Raw genomic sequence first — 20,794 nt, forward strand, 5'->3', positions numbered from 1 at the left:
CGTGTAGCCTACCCTTTAGGGTATGGGTGTTGTCGGTGGTGTGGGTGGTGTTGGTGTAATTAACGGTTCAAATAAATATTTAATTTCAATTTCAATATCGCGAAAAGCAACCAGTGATAATTTGGCATTTTTATCTAAAATAGTTTGTTGCGTATAGTTGTCTTTTTCTGGTTCGCGAAACACATACACTTGTTGAGATTTAACATCTAGAACAAAATATTCTGGTATTTTGGCTTTAGCGTAAGTACGTGCTTTTGTTTTGCGGTCTTTATTCAAAGTTCTGTCTGCGACTTCTATAAGCAAGTAAATATCTTCAGGTGCGGGATGAGCAGTAGCGTATCCTTGAGGTTCGATGCGAACAACTGCTACATCTGGTTCAGGTTCTGAGTTAGGACGTAACGTTACTGGCGCCTGCACTCTAATAGTTGCCTTTTGTCTTAACAAATCCCTAATATAATCAGATGATATTTGTGTAATTGAAGCATGTGGAGGTTTGTGGGCACTCCGAAGTATAATTTGACCTTCGAGTAATTCTACTTTGTGTTCTTCCGTAATAATTTCAGCGTCAATCATGCGGTGATAGTCTTCCACAGTCCACAAATGTAAACTTGTTTCTGGTGTTGTATCTACTGCTGTTGCTATATCCTCAAATGCTTTACTCAACATCGGGGTTAACCTCCACTATTTCGGTATACTCGAATTCGTTGGGACTTTGCCTAATTAAAGGATATCTAACTCCCCTTAGTTCTATATAGTCTTGTTCGCAGTCAGGTTTAGATGAATGGTAAGTTAAAACGTATTCTTTACCTACGCGGTTCGCTATTTCTTCTTCTAGTTCTCCTCTCCACTGGGTTTTTGTCACTAACACCACTAGTTGGTTCGCCATTTCTGGAACTATTTTGGCTATATGGCGCCGTGATATCTCATCTAAGCTACCAAATGGGGAGTCCATAACTATTGGAAATGTGCTGCTTTCGGGAAGCATTAACATTTTTTTCTTTCCGCTCCACTCACGCACTTTATCGATAATGCTACTAATAAACGAAAGGCTGAGTATTTGATTTTCTCCGGTTGATGCCGCAACGGGCATTTCTACACCAAGACTATTTTCCATTAGTGTTAGCTCGTATTTGTCGCTTATTTTTGGAATATACGGCGCCGGAGATATAGCACTAAATATTTCTTGAACTCGCTTTTCGAGCGAATAACGAAAATGATTCTCTTGCCGGGTTTTTACTTCGCTCAACCTGTCAATGGCATCAGTAGTGGCAGTAATACGACGCTGTGCAAGCAGTTGCCGTTCTTCGTTCAGCTTTTGCTTGGCTATTTGTTTATTCAAATCATCTAATTCGATATTTAAAGTATCGGTTTGCTGCTGGTTACGACCTTGTTCAAAAATTAACTCAGAAATCTTCGCTTCAATATCTTCCACACGCTGCTCAATATCGCGAATTTCTTCGCTTGGATTTTTTCGCAGTTTTTCTTTAATTTCTTGCAATTCTGTTTCAATTTGACCAAGTGTTTGCCTGGTCTCATTTATTCTTACTTGCTCTGTGTCTACTGCCTGCCAAAATAACACTGCTTGCTTGTCAATTTCATCAACTTGTGCAGTCATCCGAATAGCTGTTTCTTCTACTGTGGAAGAACCCGCTTTTTCTAACCATTGTTCAACATGCTTACGTGCTTGACTATGTTCGTGTAAATAACTACCGCAAATGCATTTACTGCCATTGAGTAAATTAATCACAAATTCCCTTGATATACCAGACTTTAAGCCACCAGCATCTTTAAGCTTCTCAATAATATTACGGAACTGTATATTTTTTTCTGAAAGTAATACACTATAACCTTGATTAGATATAAACCTTTGTAAGTTATCTTTACTTTTTGCTAACTGCTTCTGTAATGAACTTTTTTGTGACTCCAAATGCTGGCGCCTTTCTTGCAACTCCTTTACAGCACCCAGTTCACGTAAGCGACCAGCAACTTCTTGCTTAAATATATTTTGATATTCTATCTCTTGCTGAATCTCAAAAGAGCGTTTGCTAATTGCCTCAACCTGAGACTCAATATTATTATGCTGCTTCAGCAACTTCTTAATTTCCAAGTCACCTATAGTGCGTAGTTCAGCTTCTAACGAACGTTTCGCTTCTGCCAAATGCCTTATAGAACGGTTTATTACCTCCACTCCCAAAAGCATTTTCGTAGCTTCGGCAATTTCAGCTTTCTTATCATTGCGAACAATTTTCTCTATCCGTTCACCATCGAAAAAGAAGTACTGGTGCAAACTACAAGGCAAAATTTGATTAATAATATCGTCTGGATGTTGGTCGGGGACAAACCACCTTCCATCACCTGCCGTCACCAACATAAACATATCAGTCTTACCCGCTTCCACATCAGACTCAGTTCTATACACCCGGCTCTGACGCTTCGCACGATAACGTTTACCATCATGTTCCCACGTTACTTCTACATAACACTCCACCGCTTGCCCAGGAGATGCTTCTGCAACCGCGCGTTTATTCACTAACTGTTCTGCCGACGCAAATGCAGCGCTAAATTTTTCATAAAGCACCCAAGTAAACCCATTTAATATACTCGTCTTACCAACACCATTATTTCCATGAATCACTGTTGTATTTTTTACTTCGTCAACTGCGAGAAACATTTCTGGTGTTCTACCATAAAACGAGCGAAAGTTACAAAAACTTATCGATATCAGCTTCATTGAACTACACCCTTAATAATTGTTAAAATATCGTCACTTATATGACCAAAACTTTTTCTATCAAGTCGGTTTTTTTCCAACTGCCATACCATTTCGATTATCTTTCTCACTTCTTCTGGTGCTGTGGATATAGGCGCCTGTACATCCTCAATATCGTCAAAATTATTTTCTGTATTTTCTAAGTTACTACTTACCTTACTTTGCTTTTCCATCAGTAGTTATTCCAGATATATTTAAAGGATGTTTAAAAAGTGTGTGTAAATGTCATGCTGAGGAACGTTAACGCAGTTTTCCCGTAGGGTAGCATCTCAGTATATAGGCTAAACCCTAGATTCTACCCTGCGGGAAAACTTCATTTACGTTTACGTTCCGCCTCTCTCCACTCAAAATGACAATTTATACCTTATTTGACTTTTCAAATAACCCCTTAGATACGATTGTACTTTTTCGTATCATATTTTTCTATCCGTGAACGCACTGTATTTAAATTGGCAAGGCAATCTTACAAAAGTCTTTGTATATATAGCTTTACACAATTCTTATGTAATATTAAATACTGGCAACGGATTATAACGGATGTAACGGATAGGTGATTTAAAAAAACTATACTAAAAATTGGTTACAACTTTACTTTTAAACAGGAGTGAAAATCCTGAAGATGCTACCCTGCGGGAAAACTGCGTTAACGTTGCTTGGCATGACAAAGATGCTTCGTTCCTCAGTATGACAAAGATGCTTCGTTGCTTGGCATGACAAAGATGCTTCGTTCCTCAGTATGACAAAGATGCTTTGTTCTTCAGTATGACAAAGATGCTTCGTTGCTTGGCATGACAAAGATGCTTCGTTGCTTGGCATGACGAAGAAAGAGCAACAACCCATCCGTTACATCCGTTGCATCCGTTGCCAAGATTATATACTGAGTAACCCGTAGCGCTTCTGTAGCTCAAGCAATTTAATCCTAGCTTCTCCGGCATTATCAGCTAAATCAGCAAATTCAATAAACCGCTTTAGTTCCTTCCTCAGTAAATTACGCTCAACTTCCAGCGTATTCCTATCCAAATCTGGCGGTAAAACAATCATATCGAATACCGTTGCCCTTTCTTTTCCAGGGTGTGGACGTAAAACTCGACCTCGACGCTGAATAAACTGACGAGGATTACTTGAACTCGCGAGTATTACGGCTGTTTGAATAGCTGGAATATCAACCCCTTCATCTAAACATTTTATTGCGACTAAACCTTGTAGTTCTCCACTTTCAAACTGGCGCCGCAATTTTTCTCGTTCTTCTAAGGGTGTTTGTGCTGTATATGTAGTAATACGATAATTTAATTCAACGCCTAATATTTGAGTAACTGCCCTAAGTTGACTCAAGTCAGATTTTGAGTCCGCTTGAGGAGAACCATCGCCACAGTAAAATAATGTATGAGTAGTTTCTCGGCGCCGCTGCATGAGTTCGCGCAATGCGTTAAGCTTATTTTCGGCGGCACCAACAAGCCTTGCACGTCGCATTAACAGGTGTGTAATATCCTCGTTATTCTCAATATCGGTTAAATTGGCGCTTTCTTTGTTCTTAAACAAAAGTTTACGTCCAATTTTCTGGGTAATCTTAGAATACGCAATGCTTTCTGTCTCAGTTAGCTCTACAAGAACTGGGTAATATAAATAGTGAACTAATGCCCCTTGGCCAATTGCATCTTTTAATGTAAACTCCGGCTGAATAACTGCCCCAAAGTAGCTAAGTAAAGATTGAGTACCGTCATCATCGTAATATCTTTCGGGTGTCGCTGAAAGCCCTAACCGTAACCCCACTTGCCTGGGTAAACTTTCTTCGACTTTTGCGGCGCCTAAATTATGCGCTTCATCTCCAATAATTAAAGTACGTTCAGGTAAATATCTAAGCTGTGATTGAAAACTGTCTGTATTTAAAGTCGCGTTAGTCGTAATTATAGTTAAAAATTGTTGCGTGCCTGAATGTATATTATAAAGTTGTGTTGTTAGCTGACTTTGCCAACTACTTACACTTTCAAAAGCTAATATCGGCTGTAAGTTAAATTTTTCACATTCCCGTCCCCACTGCGTCACTAAATGTCGATAAGGACATACTACAAGTAATACTTGAAGTTTAATTTGTTTGTAAAGTTCACAGGCTATTGATAATGCAGTAATAGTCTTACCGCTACCTGTCGCCATTTTCAATGTACCCCGACCATTACTTTTAAACCAGTTGGTAATCGCTTGGGTTTGATATGGACGTAATACCAACCATGATGGTATATGGGGGCGCCCAGGTGATGGTTTTACATGGTAGTTGTTGGTTGACTCCCTGACGGAACGAAATAATTTTTTCGTTGAAAGTTGAAATTTATTAGATAAGTTAATTTGCCCAGATGTTTTTTCTACCCTGGTTTTGGTTAAATACATATATTAGTTGATTTTATATTTGAGTTTTGATCCCCCTATAAAGGGGGATCAACTTGAACTTGTTATACAAATTACGGTGTGACTGGGTGAATTTGAACAGCACAACTTGCACAACAAACAAGTAATCTGTCATACCTATTTTGGTAAATTTTTTTAACACGCTATCGATGACCGCAGAGACGTGCTAACACGCACGTCTCTACAGAATTATCTATAGCACCTTGTTTCGTCAAAAAGGTACAAGTTTTGCATCGGCGCCAGAAAGCCGATGCGGTCTACTGAATTTCAGTGCGCCATACAGCTACAAGTGAACCTTGAACTTGAACGTTTGAAGCAGTTACTTCAATTGGGTCATATTTACGGTTTGCGGGTTGTAAAGTAACCATTTCTCCTTCGCGATAAAACCGCTTCAGAGTTGTGCCATGACCTTCAACGCGCGCGGCAACAATTGTGCCATTCTTCAAATAGTCAGGCTCAAGCACAGGACGTAAAAAGACTAAATCACCATCAGCGATTAAATCCTCAATCATGCTGTCACCTGTGACGCGCAACGCATAAGTTTGTAACGGCAATGCTAAGTTCATAAAGTCAATATGCTCTACTGCATCGCTGTAAGGCTCAATCAAACCACCTGCGGCAATTGTTCCTAAAACTGGGATACCGTGTCTTGACGCACGCAATACCCTGATTGTACGGGCTTTACCCTCATTCCACTCGATGTAGCCCTTTGTGCGTAAATGCTCAAGACGACTTTGAATTGGCGCCGGCGATTTTAAGTTCATCGCCTGCATCATCTGTCTAATAGAGGGCGAATGCTGGTGCATACGGATATATTCCGTTAGCCATTCGTACAATTCTTTTTGCGCTTCCGTTAATCGTTCCATATAACCTAGATTTAAGGAGGTGAAATACAAATCTCCCTTAGAACATTAGTACTACAAAATTTACAAAAGCACCATACTTTTTGAATATTTGATCAAAAAATTTATATTCGTAAGAAGAATGATGGGGCGTAGGGAGATTCATAAATCCTATTAATAAGTAAGTATACTCGTTTTTTGTCAGAAAAAACTTAAAGTAACAAAAATTTAGTAAACATGAACCTGGTAAGCATGAACTCGAACCAAATCGGCGCCTAGATTTGAAGTTACTTGATAAGATTTTAAGATTCATTCTCATATACCTTACCTTTTTTTCGTAATTCCCTATCGAATGCCCTTATTTTTATTCTGCCCCTAAAATGCTAGCAAGCAAAGCTTTTTGAGCGTGCATACGATTTTCAGCCTGTTCCCAGATTCGCGATTGTGAACCCTCCATTACAGCGTCGGTAATTTCTTCATCGCGATGGGCTGGTAAGCAGTGTAAAACGATTGCGTTAGGGTCAGCAAGACTTAATAATTGCTCATTAATTTGGTAAGGTTGGAAAATTGGTAGTCTATCTGAGGCTTCCTCTTCTTGCCCCATGCTTGCCCAGACATCGGTGTAAAGTACATTTACTCCTTTTACTGCCGCTTCGGGGTCATTAGTCAAAATAACTTCGGTTTTGTCCCGCGCAATTTTGCGGGCAATTTCCACGACACCAGCATTTGGTTCATACCCTTCGGGTGTGGCAATTCTCACATTCATACCCACCAACGCACAACCTAACATTAAAGAGTTGGCGACATTATTACCATCTCCGACATAAGTCAAGGTTAGCCCATGAAAACAGCCGAAAGATTCTTGTATCGTCATCAAATCAGCTAAAACTTGACAAGGATGTTCTAAATCAGTAAGCGCGTTAATAACAGGAATTTTGGCGTAATTGGCGAAAGTTTCAAGTTCTTGTTGAGCAAAAGTGCGGATTGCCAAAATATCTAAATATCTATCCAACACTCGAGCTGTATCTTGTGTTGGTTCACCACGACCCACCTGAGTCACATTTGGGTTTAAATCAATTACCTGTCCACCTAATTGATACATTGCCACTGTAAAACTCACCCTAGTCCGAGTCGAAGCTTTAGAAAATAAAAGTCCTAAAACTTTATTACACTGTGGCTTCACCTGTTTTAATTTCAACTGGGTTGCTAGTTTTAGCAGAGACTCAACTTCCTCACCAGTCAAATCAGCCAAACCTAATAAGTCTCTTCCAATCAACGCTGCCATGCTTTCTCTGCCAAGAAAAATAGTACTATAATCATTTTCATACCCAGCAATGCTTTCATGGGCGCCACCGCAGTTTACTAGTGCTAGCTAGCCAGTCAAACATTTATCTAGATATTTCTTTGGTTTAACCAAGATTTAGGTTAACTGTCAACAGTTGCATTGCTACCAGTGGACATATTGACCCTTTTACAGATAAACCACATTCGCAGAATTTTATAAATCATTCTTCAGACAGAGAAATTACATTATTCTTGTGGAACGGGCAGGAAAGCCCGTCCTTAAAATCAAAACCCCAATTAAAATAAATTTTTTAACTTACCTATTTACAAAAAAATCTACTATGCTATAATCAATGACTGTTGAGCAAAAAAACAAAACACCTCGCCGGCATAGCACAGTGGTAGTGCATCCGACTTGTAATCGGAAGGTCGTTGGTTCAAATCCTACTGCCGGCTTACAAATAAAAACCCTTTAATTAAAGGGTTTTTGTTTTATTTACAATTATTCAGATTTGGTACTACCTCTTGGTTGTGAAAATGGTTGTATACATCATTAGCATTCCACCAGCAAGAATAGTTACTGCTAGTCCGGCTGTTATTAAGTCGAGTGTACTTTCGTTCATATGCTTAGTTTTTAATGGTTAATTGAAGATGTTATGAGTCTAAAAATCAACTCCGCGTTTGAGTTCTACACCTTGGTTGGCGTAGTGTTTATGGCAGTATACTTCTGAGTGTACTGTGGCTAAGTCGAAATAGGCTGGTTGATTTTGACAGCGACCTGTAATAATAATTTCAGTATCGCGCGGTTTGCGAAGCAGTGCCTGAACTATTGGTTCGACTGGAAGTAATTCTAAATCGACTGTGGGGTTTAGTTCATCGAGAATGATAGTCTTATATAGCCCAGAAGCGATGGCTGTTTTGGCTATTTCCCAACCGCGTTCAGCTTCTACATAATCTAATTCCTGTCGCGAGTTACGCCATACAATTGCGTCGCGTCCGCAACGCTGATGGTCTACTACTTCTGGATACGATTGCTGTAATGCTGCTATTGCTGCGTCTTCGGTGTAACCACTGCCCCCTTTGAGCCATTGCATGATTAACACGCGCGTTGAACCAGGATGGTTTATACCTCGTCCAATCGCTTGTAAGGCTTTACCCAAGGCACTCGTAGATTTACCTTTTCCGGCGCCTGTATATATTTCTATACCATCTATTCCTTGTAATAATGCTGATTCGTGATGATGGGGTTTCATCTCGGAATGTAAATCAGATATATCTAAAAGCTTTTGCGGCGCCGCACGTCCTGTAGCTATGATTTCTAAGTCGTGTGGTTTAGACTTGAGAACTCGAACGACTTCATCTATATCTAGCAAACCTAAGTCAAGAACAGGATTGATTTCGTCGAGTACTACAACTGAATATAGTCCAGAAGCAATGGCGCCTTTTGCAACGTCCCAACCACGTGCTGCCTCTTGTCTATCGAAACTGGTAACTTGTTCAGAACTAAAAAACTCTGCCCTACCAGTACGAACTTGGTCTATTAAATGCGGAAAACCACTTTGCAAAGCCGCTATGGCGCCGTCTTCATCGTAGTCACGCTCAGGCCCCTTCAGAAATCGTAGCAGTAAAACACGATTGTAATTATTCGGAGTATTTATACCTAAACCTATCGAGCGTAAAACTACACCCAAAGCGGCTTGAGATTTACCCTTACCTAAACCATCATAAACATGAATTTGTCCCGTTACCCTTTGAGAAAGCACACTAGCTGTGCGAATACCAATGCCGTTCCTTGTCATTTTACCCAGAGTTATTAGTTCGCAGTGTTATATGGTAGCGCGTTTCGACGTTCTTGCTTGTGTAATATTTTTTGTAGACCCTCTCCCAACTAAATTACTTATTACCAATAGTTTTAACTATGTGCCTTATACTATGTCTTGGTTAAATCGTATGGAAAGTTCTGTATCAAACAGTGTTAAACAACGCTTGAGAATGCGATAATTTCCCCCAACAGGTGTAAGACACGCTGTTACACCTTTACTCAAACACTACTATCAACACTCGTATGCTAGATTTTGTTAGTTTCCCGTTTTTTGATGTATCCCCTGTTTTGCCGCTTGGTGCAATTCTGTTCAATTTTCTATTTTTTACGCTTGCGATACCGATTGAAGCGTATATACTTACTAATAGACTCAAATTTGACAAGCGCACTAGTATATTTTACTCGATAGCTATCAATCTATTTTCCGGTGCCATTGGGTGGTTTGTCTTTTTCTTGGTTGAGCCAATCTTACTGCCCGAAATCAGATCAGAAATAGTTAGCTACTTTTTCTTTAACCGACCAGGTGGTAATACTAGTTTGTTAATTTTAATGATGACTGCTTTCATCATTTTCTTCTCGACTTTTCTAGTCAAATTTTTCCTGCTAAAAATGGCATTGATGTCACTACGCGAACCTGGACAAGTAAAACAAGAAGCCCAAATTATTGGTCGTAAAACTTCGCGGCGCCTAGGTCGAATGAAGTTGCAAAATACAAGCATACTAACAACTGTTCTGATCGGAAACTCGCTGAGTTATACTGCAATAACTATTATCATTTTATTAATCACTACACTTTTGAAGTAATTGAGTTAAAATTATATCCTCAAAACAGACTCACAAACTATTAACCATCTACAAATGAGTAGAAAATACTATGCAAATAACAAAAGACTTATTCGGCTTACTAGGTATTGTTGAAAGCATTTATGAACGACTAAAAAAGATATTCATTCCACCTCGCGCTTATTCTTGGCAAACTTTGATTTATCTGAGTTTATTTTCTTGGATAATGTCGTCCTTAGCTGGATACCCAATTAAAAACGTAATTGCCTTTTTTGGCTGGGCATTTTTAATCGCAGGTACATCTTGGTATACAACCGACCAGCCTATACTAATCCCTGGTACCAATATGCCAATTGGTGCTGTGATTACAGGATTTTTAGTTAGCGTTTTTGCTTTCGGTCATGAGGAAGATATAATCACAACAAGAACTATTGTGTTGTGGCCTACCATTAGTGCGCTAATTACGGCGGTTCCAGAATTCTTTGAAGGTAGTGGTATCGATTCTAAACGTCAAATACCCAAAGCTGAAGTACGCCAGAGAATTATTGTTTTAGTTGGCTGTTGTTTGATATTGAGTGCTTGGATACAACTTTATTTTACTGTTGACAAATGGGCAAGACAATATCCGACCTTATTATTTGAAGATTTTAGTCGCAGTGCTTTTGTTATTAAAACCGAAACGCGCAGACAAGTTCCTGAAAACGGCGCCAAAATCTTAAATAGAATACAGCCATTAGTTCAACAACAACTCGAAGCAACACCTTGGTCAAATGTTGAACGCTGGCTAATTGAAGCGCCAAATACTAAAAACTCTTTAGGTAGAGTAAATGCTTTAGGCAGACAAGTTATACAAGATTTAAGTCGTCAAAGCGGTAAAAAAGTTCGAGAAAATCAAGTAGAAAGCCTTGAAGAATTGAGATATTGGAATGTTGATGCGCGCGTAATTAATAGAAAAGGTGGCGGGTATCGTTTAGATTTATTAGCCTCCTGGGATGGTCCAAGGTCTGCCAACAAGAGCTATTACCTACGTAAATCTTGTCAAATTGACCCCATCTCCCGACCAGCAGATGTGTCAACAGTAAATATCAAGAAGCCAGGAGAAAGAATCACTGTTGCAGAAATTCAATGCGATCAGGCGCCTAAACCCGTCCCCGAAAGTCTTCCACCAAAGCAATAATTATTTCGGGCTTCATGGTAAGGGGTAAAAGGATAATTATCAACTTCATAGTGGGCAGATACCCAATCAAGCGGGTATAAAGAATTTGGTATACCTTGGATAAACCATTTGTACCTTTTCCCTTTACCCTTACCCAATTATTCTTAACTTATGAACTTTGGTAGAATACTAGTACTATCGTTAAATGTATTTCGCGAAGTAGTGCGTGACCGCATACTTTATATTATTGGTTTCTATGCCTTGATTGTTGTTGCTTCAATGCGTCTGTTGCCTGAATTTGCCGCTGCCACTGAAGACAAAATGCTTCCAGATTTTGCTTTAGCTTTTATGAGTGGGTTAGGTGTGATAGTGGCAATATTTATTGGCACAAGTTTAGTAAACAAGGAAATCGAAAAGCGCACGATTTTGATGTTGATAGCCAAACCGATTAGTCGGAGTGAGTTTATCGCTGGTAAGTTTCTGGGATTATCAGCGGTGTTAACTGTGTTGGTATTGGCAATGACTGCTATAATGTTAGGCTGTTTACAAATTGCTAAAGTATCTTACTCGGTACAAGCTATAACAATTGCGTTGATATTTTTATTGTTACAGCTTTGTTTAATTGCTGCTGTTGCAATTACCTTGGGTGTTTTCACTAGTTCGCTATTAGCAACAGCTTTGACTTTCGGTATATATCTCATGGGCAGTATTACTCAAGACCTTCTCAAACTTGGTAATATTAGTCGTAACCCTGTAATTGAAAGAATAACGCAAGCTATATATTTGATACTGCCCGATTTATCGCGGTTAGATTTTAAAAACGAAGCTGTTTACGGTTTACAAGCTTTACCATCATCTATGACATTGGTTGCCAATGCTGGTTACGGTATATTTTATAGCGTTATGCTATTGAGTTTAGCTATTCTTTTAATTTCTAAGCGCGAATTTTAATTGGGGGTCGAATGGCACCCCCATTATTCGCTATTTTAATATTTAATCAAACAATACATGTGGTTGGTCAATTGTCCCATCGGGCATAATTGTATCTGTTAACTTAGCATTATAGAAATTGGCGCCGCTGATATTTGCTTCAAACAGATTTGCTTGAATCAAATTTGCCCAACTTAAATTGGCGTTTGTCAAATTAACCTGATTTAGATTAGCTTCAACAAAATTGGCGCCGCATAACTTGGCATTACTAAGATTAGCTTTAATCAAGTTAGCTTCGATTAACGAAGCTTCAACTAGTTGAGCATCACGAAAGTCAGTCTTTCGTAAATCTGCACCACATAACGAAGCTGCCCAGCAATTAGCACGCTTTAGCTTTGCACGCCATAAAAAAGCACCACATAAATTAGCTCGCGATAAATCCGCGTCCATTAAATTAGCCTCACATAGACAAGCCTCATGTAAGTAAGCTTCCCTCAAATTAACCTTGACAAGGTTTGCACCACTCAAATTTGTACCTGTAAGGATTGAACCACTCAGATTTGCACCGTTCAGATTCGCACCTACAAGATTAAATCCACTCAAATCAATTCCAGATAAATCAATCCCAGCCAAATCACACCCACTTAAGTTCTTATGCTGAAGCGATTTGTCCGTAGTTTGATTAAAGATTTTTCTCAGGAGCGATTTTTGTCTATCCAGTTGATTACTCATAATTTTCCTCGGACTCTTAGGGTGCAAATTTCTTTGTATTTTAGGTTACACTGACTAACCAGGTCATTTAAGTAAAGAAAAACACAAAACATAAAAATATTTAGGAGAGCGTTTGTAAACAAGTAGACAACACACTGAACCGTAAATCGGAAATTAACTAGCTGAATATATACTTTATCCAGAGTATAATTTTTTTGCTGGTAACAACAGTTATGTGTGTTCACAATTTATTGTGTCACAAAACCTTGACACAAGTCATAAATATTTGATATGTGATTTTAGTCTCTAAATCTTTAGATTTTCTTTATAGTTTTAATCGGGTTTAACGTTACTTAAAATACAAATATAAACATTCACCTCTTCACGAACAATAAAATTAATTAAATTATAACTTTGACACAAATTGTTAATACGAGTTAATAAATCTATCTTTAGATAGGTTTAATCAAAATCAATTAAAATTTTAATAATACAAAACCACTATTTTAATCAGATAGTGTTTAAATAGCTATTAAAGTGTAAATAGTCACCTGAATTGATGAATCTATCTTTAGATAGGCTTATTATTGATTAACGTGCAATAGTACTATTTTACTGCATTAAAAAGTATTTTGTTTAATGTATAAGTTATCAAAAAGATTAGATATTATTTAGAAATATATTTTGGTTGAAAAAATAATCTTTCCTTACATATGCTTGTCTTGAAACATAAATAATGCACCACGACAAATGCCTTACCAATAAAGTCAGGTGGGCACTGCCCACCATACCTTGTACCCTGCTTATTAAGCAATCTTACTTGCTTGTTCAAAGCGTTTATTTATTTCATTCCAGTTAAGAACGTTCCACCAAGCTTCTAAATAGTCGGCACGCTTATTTTGGTATTTTAAATAGTAAGCATGTTCCCATACATCATTTCCCATAATGGGATACTTACCTGCGCTAATGGGACTATCTTGATTTGCCGTGCTGACAACTTCCAACTTGCCGTCTTTATCACGAACTAGCCATACCCAACCGCTACCAAACCGCTTACCACCTTCAGTGTTAAATTTATTTTTGAAATCAGCAAAGCTACCGAAATTTTCAGCAATAGCTGCTGCTAAGGCGCCAGTAGGTTCACTACCACCTTTGGGTTTCATAATTTCCCAAAACATTTTGTGGTTGACATGACCACCACCGTTATTACGCACGATATTACGAATATCTGCTGGTATGCCGTCAAGATTTTGTAGCATTTGCTCTACTGTTTTGCCTTTTAGCTGTGGATGTTTGTCTAAAGCTGCATTTAAGTTATTTACATAAGTAGCATGATGTTTATCGTGGTGGAAGCGCATTGTCTCTGCATCGATGTGCGGTTCTAAAGCATCATACCCATATGGTAATGGTGGAAGTGCAATAGCATATGACGGCGCCTGACTTTTCTCTGTTGGGGAAGGCGCCGCAGTTGAGGTATTCTGAGGTGACGGATTATTTTGGGCTAAAGCACACCCCTCTAAAGTTAACGAGCCAACACTGGCGCCGAGTAAAAGTAAGAAATGACGACGGTTTAGAATCATAAAATGATAAGACAATTAATAATGAGATATGGTCTCTACCTTATTTTCTGGGATTTGAGCAATAAATCATCAGTTTTAGTAAAAAAGATGACTTGATAATTTACACTGTAGTGATGAAGTATTATAAATTACATACGTTTGAAGAGTATTATGACTTATTTGATAAATATAAACTTTATTCAAAATCTAAACTGGTTAATTAGTACCGTTTTAATAATTGGTTTAATTGGTGTAATATTTTGGCAAAAACAAGCGATACTTAGTATCTTTGATATTTTTAACGTCTTATCTGAAGGTAAAGAATGGGCATCACAACTTAAAACACCAGAAGACGTACTTGAATACATAATTATGCATCCCAATGATGTATCTCTTGTCGCGCGCGATACTGGTAATTCTGAACAGGAAATTTTTTACAATGCTGATACTCCAAGACCTTTAGCTTCGACAATAAAAATTTTAGTGCTGGCTGAATATGCGCGTCAGGTAGAAAACGGGATAATATTACCTGAAGAATTAATAAATCTTGATGATATTGATTTATATTATTTGCCTCGTACTGATGGAGATGCTCATCCAAGTGCAATTACTGAATTTAGGCAAAAACAATATATAAATTCACACAATCAAGTTGAACTGCGTCATATTCCTAGGGCAATGATTAAACATAGTGATAATGCTGCGACCGATTATTTAATCTTACGGTTAGGGCGTAAAAATTTAGAAAATTTAGTTTCTGGTTTAAGTCTCAAAAATCAAGATGTCCCGGCACCAATTATTGGTCAAATATTAACCTGGAGTAATCATACATTCACTGACACTCCAACCGAAAGATTAAATAAATACCTAGCATCACAAAGCACTTACATAGAAGAAGTTTATCGCTGGACAGAAGTATGGCACCATTCAGAAGAATTTCGCGATAAACAAATTAAGCACATTACATCGCAGCAATGGCTAAAGCTTAAAGAACAGCAAGCAATGGCACAAGCTTTGAATGGTAAAGGCACAGCTAGCGCTTATGCTCAAATCATGGAAAGAGTATATCGTGGTTTACTAATTTCTCCAGGCGCCGACAAAATTATGCGTCAATACTTGGAATGGGCAATGGAATTACCCTCTAACCAACAGGAATTAGACACATTCGGTGCCAAAAACGGTAGTTTAGCAAGTATTCTCACAGAAGCATGGTATTTAAAACCAGCCAGAACAACAAACGCGCGCGTCGCAGCACTATTTTTTGAAAACATTCCAGCAGGCGCCTGGTTTAGCTTAGTACAAACTTACACACATCAAGCCTTTTTATACCGACTCTTAACAGACGAAAACTTTTTTAATATCGTCAGAGAAAAATTATTAGAACTGTAGGTTGAGTTCCGCTCCTCCACCCAACCTAAAAATTTTATTTACGCGATAACCTTTGCACCGATTCTCCACTCAACATATTATGTGCTTCAGCTAAAACATTGGGAATTTTCTCCGCGTGAGGACTTTTGACCAAACAGGAGCGCAAGTCAAGATTCTCTAACTTATCAGCTTTGGCGCCAGGAAACCAATGACCACCGTTACCAAGCAAGTTATAGCGCATTTTGGCATAATCTACCATGTCGTAAGCCACAGCTAAATTTCGTAGCCATAAAATTGTTGGTATATTTATATTACCGGGTGTTTGCTCATAAGTTGGTAAATTCAGATGCCAAGTTTTCGCCCATTCTTCACCCAAAGCTTTGATAGCTTCTTGCTCGAATCTTTCCAATATAGGTGGTAAAATTTCGTCTGAAAAATCAAGTAAATCTAATACTTTGAGGTGTTCGTCAAAATCACTTGGTCTTGCGGCGCCTAAACTGAGAGTATGTAATTGCGGATGGCTCAAACAAAATAAGTCATTAAATACCATCGGACTTAAGGGGGCACAAAGTTGTTCTAATTTAGGTGGGGGACTATATAACTTACCACCTTTGTCTGATGGGCTGATAATAAATACTCCCATATCATGACGTGTGGCAGCTTCTATTGCACGCCAGTTGTTTTGATTTATGTAGTACCAATGTAAATTTACGTAATCGAAGTAATTAGTTTCTATAGCTTGAATAATAGTGTCACAGGCGCCGTGAGTTGAAAAACCAATAAATTTAACTTTGCCTTGTGCTTGGAGTTTGCGAGCAACATCCAAACAGCCACCTGAACGAACACTTTGATTGAAGGTTTCAGAATTATTAATACCGTGAATACTCAGTAAATCTACGTAATTCAAATTTAAATATTTAAGAGACTTGTCGAAGTCGCGCGCAAAATCTTTCGGGTTTGCGGTAGGTCCTATTTTGGTTTGAACAATTAACTCAGCGCGCGGTAGCATCGGTAATATTTGACCTAACTGCATTTCAGAACTACCGTAACCGCGTGCAGTTTCGATATGATTAATTCCAAGCTCGAACGAGCGTTTAATCGTCGCTTCGAGATTCGCTTGATTATCAACAGGAACCTGTGACTGTGAAACATCTTGCCATTTGAACTGGTATCGCATTCCACCACAGGAGAAAACGGGCATTTGTAACTCAGTTCTTCCAAATCTTCGGTACAGCATTATATCACTAGGGTTGAAAAACTGGGGTTGTAAGTGAATCTATTGATATCATTGTAATTTAATGATGCCAAATGATTCATGTTTCGGTTAGAATTTATAGGTGTTTCTACATCCAGATGTAATCCCCTTTTAGGTAGATTGTCTTGTCAGGTATTGCCTTGTGCGAATAGCTGCATATCACATATTTAGTTTCGTGCGTACAGAAATGTTACGTAAAGTCGCGTAATTAATTACTGATTGTTGCGGAATAAAATTGTAGCCTGACATAAAAAATTTACAGTTATCTATCAGGAAATTAGGGAATAACCCCTGAAGTAGTTGTCTGTACACGTTGCTAGTAGATAGATAGTTAGAGGTTAAAATGCGCTCCCAGCAAATTTCACAGTCTGTAAGTCCATCGGCGCCAGTTCCAGCTAAAAGTCATTCTGAGTCGATATGTAATTACGCAGGATATTTTGTCATCGCAATTCCTGTAGTAGTATTATTAAGTATTATTGGTTTCAAAAAATATAAAATCACCACACACCGTAATCGCATCGCTAAGTTAGAAAGGTTGTGGCATATAAATATTGACGAGAAAACACATTAAATAATCAATGTAGAGACGCGATATATCGCGTCTTAATGCGCGCGATATGAGAGACGCGATGTATCGCGTCTCTACAATTTATAATTGTCTGACGACAGGTTGGTTATCGACAACTTCGCCAACTAAGACGATATCCGCACAGTTAACAAATATTCCATTTTCTAGAACACCAGGAATATTATTGAGTGTTGTCTCTAAGTTAACTGGGTCGGGGATGTCGTCAAATCTAACATCAATAACCATATTGCCTTGGTCAGTAATAACAGGTCCCGCTTTTTTCACACCCATACGAAGTTCAGGTTTGCCACCAAGCTTTTTGAGTGCATTCATTACAGGAGTCATTGCCATTGGTATGACTTCTACAGGAACAGCGAATATAGAACCAAGCTTATCAACGACTTTACCGCCATCAACTACGACTATAAACTGGTTTGCTAAATAGTCTACAACTTTCTCGCGTGTATGAGCGGCGCCACCACCTTTGATTAAATTTTTCTGTGGGTCAACTTCGTCGGCGCCGTCAATGGCAATATCAATATGGTCAATAGCATCAAGGGTAGTCAAAGGAATGCCATATTCTTTTGCCAAAACTTCAGCTTGAAACGAAGTGGGGACTCCAACAATATCCTTCAACTCGCCCGACTTAAGACGTTCGCCGATATACTGAATTGCAAACGCCGTAGTTGAACCCGTACCCAACCCAACTATGGTACCAGACTTAACCAAAGCTGCGGCGGCTTTACCAACCTCTTGCTTCATCAACTTCACGGGGTCTGCTGCTGCCGTCATTCCCAAAACTCCTAATAATCTACATAATCCACCATCCTACCACTCAGCACTCAGCACCCAGCACTTTCTACTTTTTTGGAACGAAATCGGTTTGAGTTGGTCTTACTATTTAGGTAGGATGTTTTTATTTTTTCGTATTTTAAATAGCAGTAGAAAGTAAAATAACCATGCGTAAGCTTATTAGTACACTTTCGTTTGTTGCATTACTATTATCACTGCCTATCAGTGTTAATGCGGAAGTAAAAGAGATTCAAACGGCAGCAACACAGCCTACAGACCCAATTGGACAAGTAATTGCGTCTAATTTAATGACTAACTTTTCTGATGGTAAATTTTATCCCGAACGATTGATTAGTCGGGCTGAGTTAGCATCGATAATGGTGAAAGCATTTAGACTTAACAAGCGTATAAATTTACCAAAAGAGAGTATAACAGTCGCCGACGTACCTCCTTCGCACTGGGCTTACAATGATATTCAAACGGTTTTAAAAACCGACATCATGCGTGGATATCGAAACAACTTATTTTTTCCCAACCAAAGGGTAACACGCGCCGAAGCAATGGCAATATTTGCCCAAGCATATGGAGTATTCCAATTTCCTGACGAAACAGTAAACGAAATTTTAGCAGCATATCCAGACAAAGCCTCAATTCCAGAATGGGCAAAAAGAGCAATTGCCACAGTTATCTCCGAAGGATTTGCCAGCACCGACGCACAAGGTAATCTTCTACCCTTAAAACCCATGACACGCGGTGAAATGGCATATTTACTCAGTCAATATCTACAGCGTCAACAAAAACTACCCGACACACCCATTGCACCAGAGGCGCCACCCACACGTTAATTATTAACCGTGGGATACCTTGAATGTGATGAGTCCCGAAGTGAAGCATCTCAATCTACAGCGAGATTACAGATTCTTCCCTGCGGGAAAACTCCGTTTACGCTACGCTCAGAATGACAACTTATAATCATGATGAAAGTAAACTCAAAATATTTTGGCGCCCATACCCTTGAAATCTATTCTCTTCAAGTAAAGATAAAATTGTATTTAATTCGTTTTGAACGCTTTGCTGACTCCCTAGCTTAAATAATAACTTTTCTTGAATTATTTTAACAATCCGCCTAGTCTGTTGTTGAGTAAGTTCTTCATCAGTATTCTCTGTCAAAAAGCTATGGGTAATAAAAAGTTCTGAGCCTTGAATAATTTTAATTTTTATAGTTTGAATTATTTGATTAAATACCTCTTCGACAAAACGGTTAGTTATGTATTTTAAAATTACTAATTCTAAAGTGTAAAGAGTTGGTTTATCTTCCACATTTTTATCAACTAAAGAACGACATTGAATTAAATAATTTAAAGTTGATAAAAGTTGACTAGAGGTTAAAAAACCATCTGTATCTTTTAAAAGTTGATGCCATGAAGCGGTATTACGTCTAATTGCAATCCAATAGATAACATTTTTTTCCAATGCTGATAACTGTTGAAATTGATTATCTAAAAAATCAGTAATTACATTATCAACAAAAATGGATGGATTTTCCATAAAATCTGATACTTCACCTGCAAAGACTGTATGAACCATCTTTACGACTTTCTTAAGTATCCACGGGTTACTATAGCGTCTACTAAATTCTTCTAATTTTTCCGGTGTACCAGAAAGACCCTCAGCTATTAAAATTTCCTTCGCTTCTTCATACGTTAAAGACCCTAACCTTTGTAAGCGAACAAATCCTCCCTCTAACGCTTCAATATTCCGAGGTCTTTCTCGACTGAGTAATAAAATACAGCTTTGATGAGACTCCCTTGCAACTCGTTTTAACAAATCGCAGTAATCGTTATAATCTGGGCTATTATTACTTGATATTTCTTCCCACGCATCTAATACAAGTATACACTTTTGTTGACGCAAGTACTGAATTAATTGTGATACTTTAACTTCAGTGTTTTGCCCTTTGGATAAAAATTCCATTAATTCCGTCAATAGTTGTTGAAATGGTGGTACTGATTCTAACGAACGCCAAATTAAGTAACTATATTTATCACCAATTTGCTCTATCAACTGTCGAGCTAAAGCTCTTTTGCCAATTCCCCCCATTCCATGAATAACTACTAAGCGACAACGCTCTTGAATAACCCATTGCTCAAGTTCTGCTAATTCTTTTGTCCGACCACAAAAATTTGAAAGAGGAGGCGCCTCACTTAAATCTATATTACTATCGACTGTATCTTCTACCACATCTTCCCAATCTAAACCTAACACTTGACAGAAAGCCTTAAAATTATCAGGTTCAATACGATGTTTAGCTTCCAAAAAGCGTCTCCATGTAGCTGGCGAAACACCTGCACCCTTAACACCACTAAGCTTTAGAATTTCTGTAGCTTCATTAATCCATCTAACGTCATCTCTAATCCAACCCCTGTTCATTCTAGCCTGTTTAATTTTACTTTTTCCTGATTCGGAAGCTTTTAAAGTGCGCTGACTCATATAATTAAAATCAAATAATAATAAAGTGTTAACTGTACATGAAAACTTGACTTTCTCAGAATTA

The 20,794-nt window shown here is 38.3% G+C and carries 19 protein-coding genes and 1 tRNA gene; 7 read left to right on the top strand and 13 right to left on the bottom strand.

The window, feature by feature from the left end; genetic code table 11:
* Nucleotides 1–15: 15 nt before the first annotated feature.
* From DSM106972_RS21840 to argF, 7 genes are all read right to left on the bottom strand, one after another.
* Complete coding sequence (locus tag DSM106972_RS21840; protein ID WP_127082694.1) at nt 16–666, bottom strand: Uma2 family endonuclease; 651 nt, start codon at nt 664–666, stop codon at nt 16–18.
* A complete protein-coding gene (locus DSM106972_RS21845) occupies nt 656–2,731 on the bottom strand; it encodes an AAA family ATPase (protein WP_127082695.1) in 2,076 nt (691 codons plus the stop codon). Before DSM106972_RS21845 ends, DSM106972_RS21840 begins: the two co-directional genes overlap by 11 nt.
* Nucleotides 2,728–2,943, bottom strand: coding sequence for a hypothetical protein (locus DSM106972_RS21850; protein ID WP_127082696.1), 216 nt, complete (start codon nt 2,941–2,943; stop codon nt 2,728–2,730). Before DSM106972_RS21850 ends, DSM106972_RS21845 begins: the two co-directional genes overlap by 4 nt.
* 421 nt (nt 2,944–3,364) lie before the next feature.
* Nucleotides 3,365–3,586: a hypothetical protein gene (locus DSM106972_RS53665; RefSeq protein WP_127082697.1), complete on the bottom strand. Its 222-nt coding sequence runs from the start codon at nt 3,584–3,586 to the stop codon at nt 3,365–3,367.
* A gap of 54 nt (nt 3,587–3,640) precedes the next feature.
* Nucleotides 3,641–5,152, bottom strand: coding sequence for a DNA phosphorothioation system restriction enzyme (locus tag DSM106972_RS21860; RefSeq protein WP_127082698.1), 1,512 nt, complete (start codon nt 5,150–5,152; stop codon nt 3,641–3,643).
* A 275-nt stretch (nt 5,153–5,427) separates the two neighbouring features.
* A complete protein-coding gene (gene lexA / locus DSM106972_RS21865; protein WP_073623552.1) occupies nt 5,428–6,036 on the bottom strand; it encodes a transcriptional repressor LexA in 609 nt (202 codons plus the stop codon).
* Nucleotides 6,037–6,376: 340 nt separating this feature from the next.
* Nucleotides 6,377–7,297: an ornithine carbamoyltransferase gene (gene argF / locus DSM106972_RS21870; RefSeq protein WP_127082699.1), complete on the bottom strand. Its 921-nt coding sequence runs from the start codon at nt 7,295–7,297 to the stop codon at nt 6,377–6,379.
* Between the two features lie 383 nt (nt 7,298–7,680).
* Here argF and DSM106972_RS21875 point away from each other — a divergent pair.
* A tRNA-Thr gene (locus DSM106972_RS21875) sits at nt 7,681–7,752 on the top strand.
* 206 nt (nt 7,753–7,958) lie between these two features.
* On the opposite strand, the gene DSM106972_RS21880 is transcribed toward DSM106972_RS21875, so the two are convergent.
* Nucleotides 7,959–9,095: a cob(I)yrinic acid a,c-diamide adenosyltransferase gene (locus tag DSM106972_RS21880; protein WP_127082700.1), complete on the bottom strand. Its 1,137-nt coding sequence runs from the start codon at nt 9,093–9,095 to the stop codon at nt 7,959–7,961.
* Nucleotides 9,096–9,361: 266 nt separating this feature from the next.
* On the opposite strand from DSM106972_RS21880, the gene fraC reads away from it, so the two are divergent.
* The 3 genes from fraC to DSM106972_RS21895 all read left to right on the top strand — a co-directional run bounded on the left by fraC (nt 9,362) and on the right by DSM106972_RS21895 (nt 12,008).
* Nucleotides 9,362–9,922, top strand: a complete 561-nt coding sequence (gene fraC / locus DSM106972_RS21885; RefSeq protein ID WP_127082701.1) for a filament integrity protein FraC — start codon at nt 9,362–9,364, stop codon at nt 9,920–9,922.
* Nucleotides 9,923–9,992: 70 nt separating this feature from the next.
* Nucleotides 9,993–11,078: a septal junction protein FraD gene (gene fraD / locus DSM106972_RS21890; protein ID WP_127082702.1), complete on the top strand. Its 1,086-nt coding sequence runs from the start codon at nt 9,993–9,995 to the stop codon at nt 11,076–11,078.
* Between the two features lie 150 nt (nt 11,079–11,228).
* The gene (locus DSM106972_RS21895; RefSeq protein ID WP_127082703.1) at nt 11,229–12,008 is read left to right on the top strand and encodes an ABC transporter permease; all 780 of its coding nucleotides are present in this window, start codon (nt 11,229–11,231) and stop codon (nt 12,006–12,008) included.
* A 42-nt stretch (nt 12,009–12,050) separates the two neighbouring features.
* Here the strand turns inward: DSM106972_RS21895 and DSM106972_RS21900 are convergent, their stop codons facing one another.
* A complete protein-coding gene (locus DSM106972_RS21900; RefSeq protein WP_127082704.1) occupies nt 12,051–12,719 on the bottom strand; it encodes a pentapeptide repeat-containing protein in 669 nt (222 codons plus the stop codon).
* 785 nt (nt 12,720–13,504) lie between these two features.
* Entirely contained in the window at nt 13,505–14,278 is a 774-nt protein-coding gene (locus DSM106972_RS21905) for a superoxide dismutase (RefSeq protein WP_127082705.1), read from the bottom strand.
* 150 nt (nt 14,279–14,428) lie between these two features.
* On the opposite strand from DSM106972_RS21905, the gene DSM106972_RS21910 reads away from it, so the two are divergent.
* Entirely contained in the window at nt 14,429–15,646 is a 1,218-nt protein-coding gene (locus DSM106972_RS21910; protein WP_127082706.1) for a serine hydrolase, read from the top strand.
* A 34-nt stretch (nt 15,647–15,680) separates the two neighbouring features.
* Here DSM106972_RS21910 and DSM106972_RS21915 read toward each other — a convergent pair whose 3' ends face one another.
* Nucleotides 15,681–16,862, bottom strand: coding sequence for an aldo/keto reductase (locus tag DSM106972_RS21915; protein ID WP_127082707.1), 1,182 nt, complete (start codon nt 16,860–16,862; stop codon nt 15,681–15,683).
* Nucleotides 16,863–17,223: 361 nt separating this feature from the next.
* Between DSM106972_RS21915 and DSM106972_RS21920 the strand changes: the two genes are divergently transcribed.
* Nucleotides 17,224–17,451: a hypothetical protein gene (locus DSM106972_RS21920; RefSeq protein ID WP_127082708.1), complete on the top strand. Its 228-nt coding sequence runs from the start codon at nt 17,224–17,226 to the stop codon at nt 17,449–17,451.
* 78 nt (nt 17,452–17,529) lie between these two features.
* Here the strand turns inward: DSM106972_RS21920 and rpiA are convergent, their stop codons facing one another.
* Entirely contained in the window at nt 17,530–18,240 is a 711-nt protein-coding gene (rpiA, locus tag DSM106972_RS21925) for a ribose-5-phosphate isomerase RpiA (RefSeq protein WP_127082709.1), read from the bottom strand.
* A 167-nt stretch (nt 18,241–18,407) separates the two neighbouring features.
* Here rpiA and DSM106972_RS21930 point away from each other — a divergent pair, with 167 nt between their 5' ends.
* A complete protein-coding gene (locus DSM106972_RS21930) occupies nt 18,408–19,085 on the top strand; it encodes an S-layer homology domain-containing protein (protein ID WP_127082710.1) in 678 nt (225 codons plus the stop codon).
* A 127-nt stretch (nt 19,086–19,212) separates the two neighbouring features.
* Here the strand turns inward: DSM106972_RS21930 and DSM106972_RS21935 are convergent, their stop codons facing one another.
* Complete coding sequence (locus DSM106972_RS21935) at nt 19,213–20,730, bottom strand: NACHT domain-containing protein (protein ID WP_127082711.1); 1,518 nt, start codon at nt 20,728–20,730, stop codon at nt 19,213–19,215.
* Nucleotides 20,731–20,794: the final 64 nt, after the last annotated feature.

The sequence above is a fragment of the Dulcicalothrix desertica PCC 7102 genome, assembly GCF_003991905.1.
GTDB lineage: Bacteria > Cyanobacteriota > Cyanobacteriia > Cyanobacteriales > Nostocaceae > Dulcicalothrix > Dulcicalothrix desertica.

Excerpts from the sequence above, each read along its gene's own strand:
- fraD (WP_127082702.1), top strand. The coding sequence starts at position 9,993 with ATGCAAATAACAAAAGACTTATTCGGCTTACTAGGTATTGTTGAAAGC.
- DSM106972_RS21910 (WP_127082706.1), top strand. The coding sequence starts at position 14,429 with ATGACTTATTTGATAAATATAAACTTTATTCAAAATCTAAACTGGTTA.
- DSM106972_RS21860 (WP_127082698.1), bottom strand. The coding sequence starts at position 5,152 with ATGTATTTAACCAAAACCAGGGTAGAAAAAACATCTGGGCAAATTAAC.
- DSM106972_RS21920 (WP_127082708.1), top strand. The coding sequence starts at position 17,224 with ATGCGCTCCCAGCAAATTTCACAGTCTGTAAGTCCATCGGCGCCAGTT.
- lexA (WP_073623552.1), bottom strand. The coding sequence starts at position 6,036 with ATGGAACGATTAACGGAAGCGCAAAAAGAATTGTACGAATGGCTAACG.
- DSM106972_RS21935 (WP_127082711.1), bottom strand. The coding sequence starts at position 20,730 with ATGAGTCAGCGCACTTTAAAAGCTTCCGAATCAGGAAAAAGTAAAATT.
- DSM106972_RS21895 (WP_127082703.1), top strand. The coding sequence starts at position 11,229 with ATGAACTTTGGTAGAATACTAGTACTATCGTTAAATGTATTTCGCGAA.
- DSM106972_RS21905 (WP_127082705.1), bottom strand. The coding sequence starts at position 14,278 with ATGATTCTAAACCGTCGTCATTTCTTACTTTTACTCGGCGCCAGTGTT.
- DSM106972_RS53665 (WP_127082697.1), bottom strand. The coding sequence starts at position 3,586 with ATGCCAAGCAACGAAGCATCTTTGTCATGCCAAGCAACGAAGCATCTT.
- DSM106972_RS21900 (WP_127082704.1), bottom strand. The coding sequence starts at position 12,719 with ATGAGTAATCAACTGGATAGACAAAAATCGCTCCTGAGAAAAATCTTT.
- argF (WP_127082699.1), bottom strand. The coding sequence starts at position 7,297 with ATGGCAGCGTTGATTGGAAGAGACTTATTAGGTTTGGCTGATTTGACT.
- DSM106972_RS21845 (WP_127082695.1), bottom strand. The coding sequence starts at position 2,731 with ATGAAGCTGATATCGATAAGTTTTTGTAACTTTCGCTCGTTTTATGGT.
- DSM106972_RS21930 (WP_127082710.1), top strand. The coding sequence starts at position 18,408 with ATGCGTAAGCTTATTAGTACACTTTCGTTTGTTGCATTACTATTATCA.
- DSM106972_RS21850 (WP_127082696.1), bottom strand. The coding sequence starts at position 2,943 with ATGGAAAAGCAAAGTAAGGTAAGTAGTAACTTAGAAAATACAGAAAAT.
- DSM106972_RS21880 (WP_127082700.1), bottom strand. The coding sequence starts at position 9,095 with ATGACAAGGAACGGCATTGGTATTCGCACAGCTAGTGTGCTTTCTCAA.
- fraC (WP_127082701.1), top strand. The coding sequence starts at position 9,362 with ATGCTAGATTTTGTTAGTTTCCCGTTTTTTGATGTATCCCCTGTTTTG.
- DSM106972_RS21840 (WP_127082694.1), bottom strand. The coding sequence starts at position 666 with ATGTTGAGTAAAGCATTTGAGGATATAGCAACAGCAGTAGATACAACA.
- DSM106972_RS21915 (WP_127082707.1), bottom strand. The coding sequence starts at position 16,862 with ATGCTGTACCGAAGATTTGGAAGAACTGAGTTACAAATGCCCGTTTTC.
- rpiA (WP_127082709.1), bottom strand. The coding sequence starts at position 18,240 with ATGACGGCAGCAGCAGACCCCGTGAAGTTGATGAAGCAAGAGGTTGGT.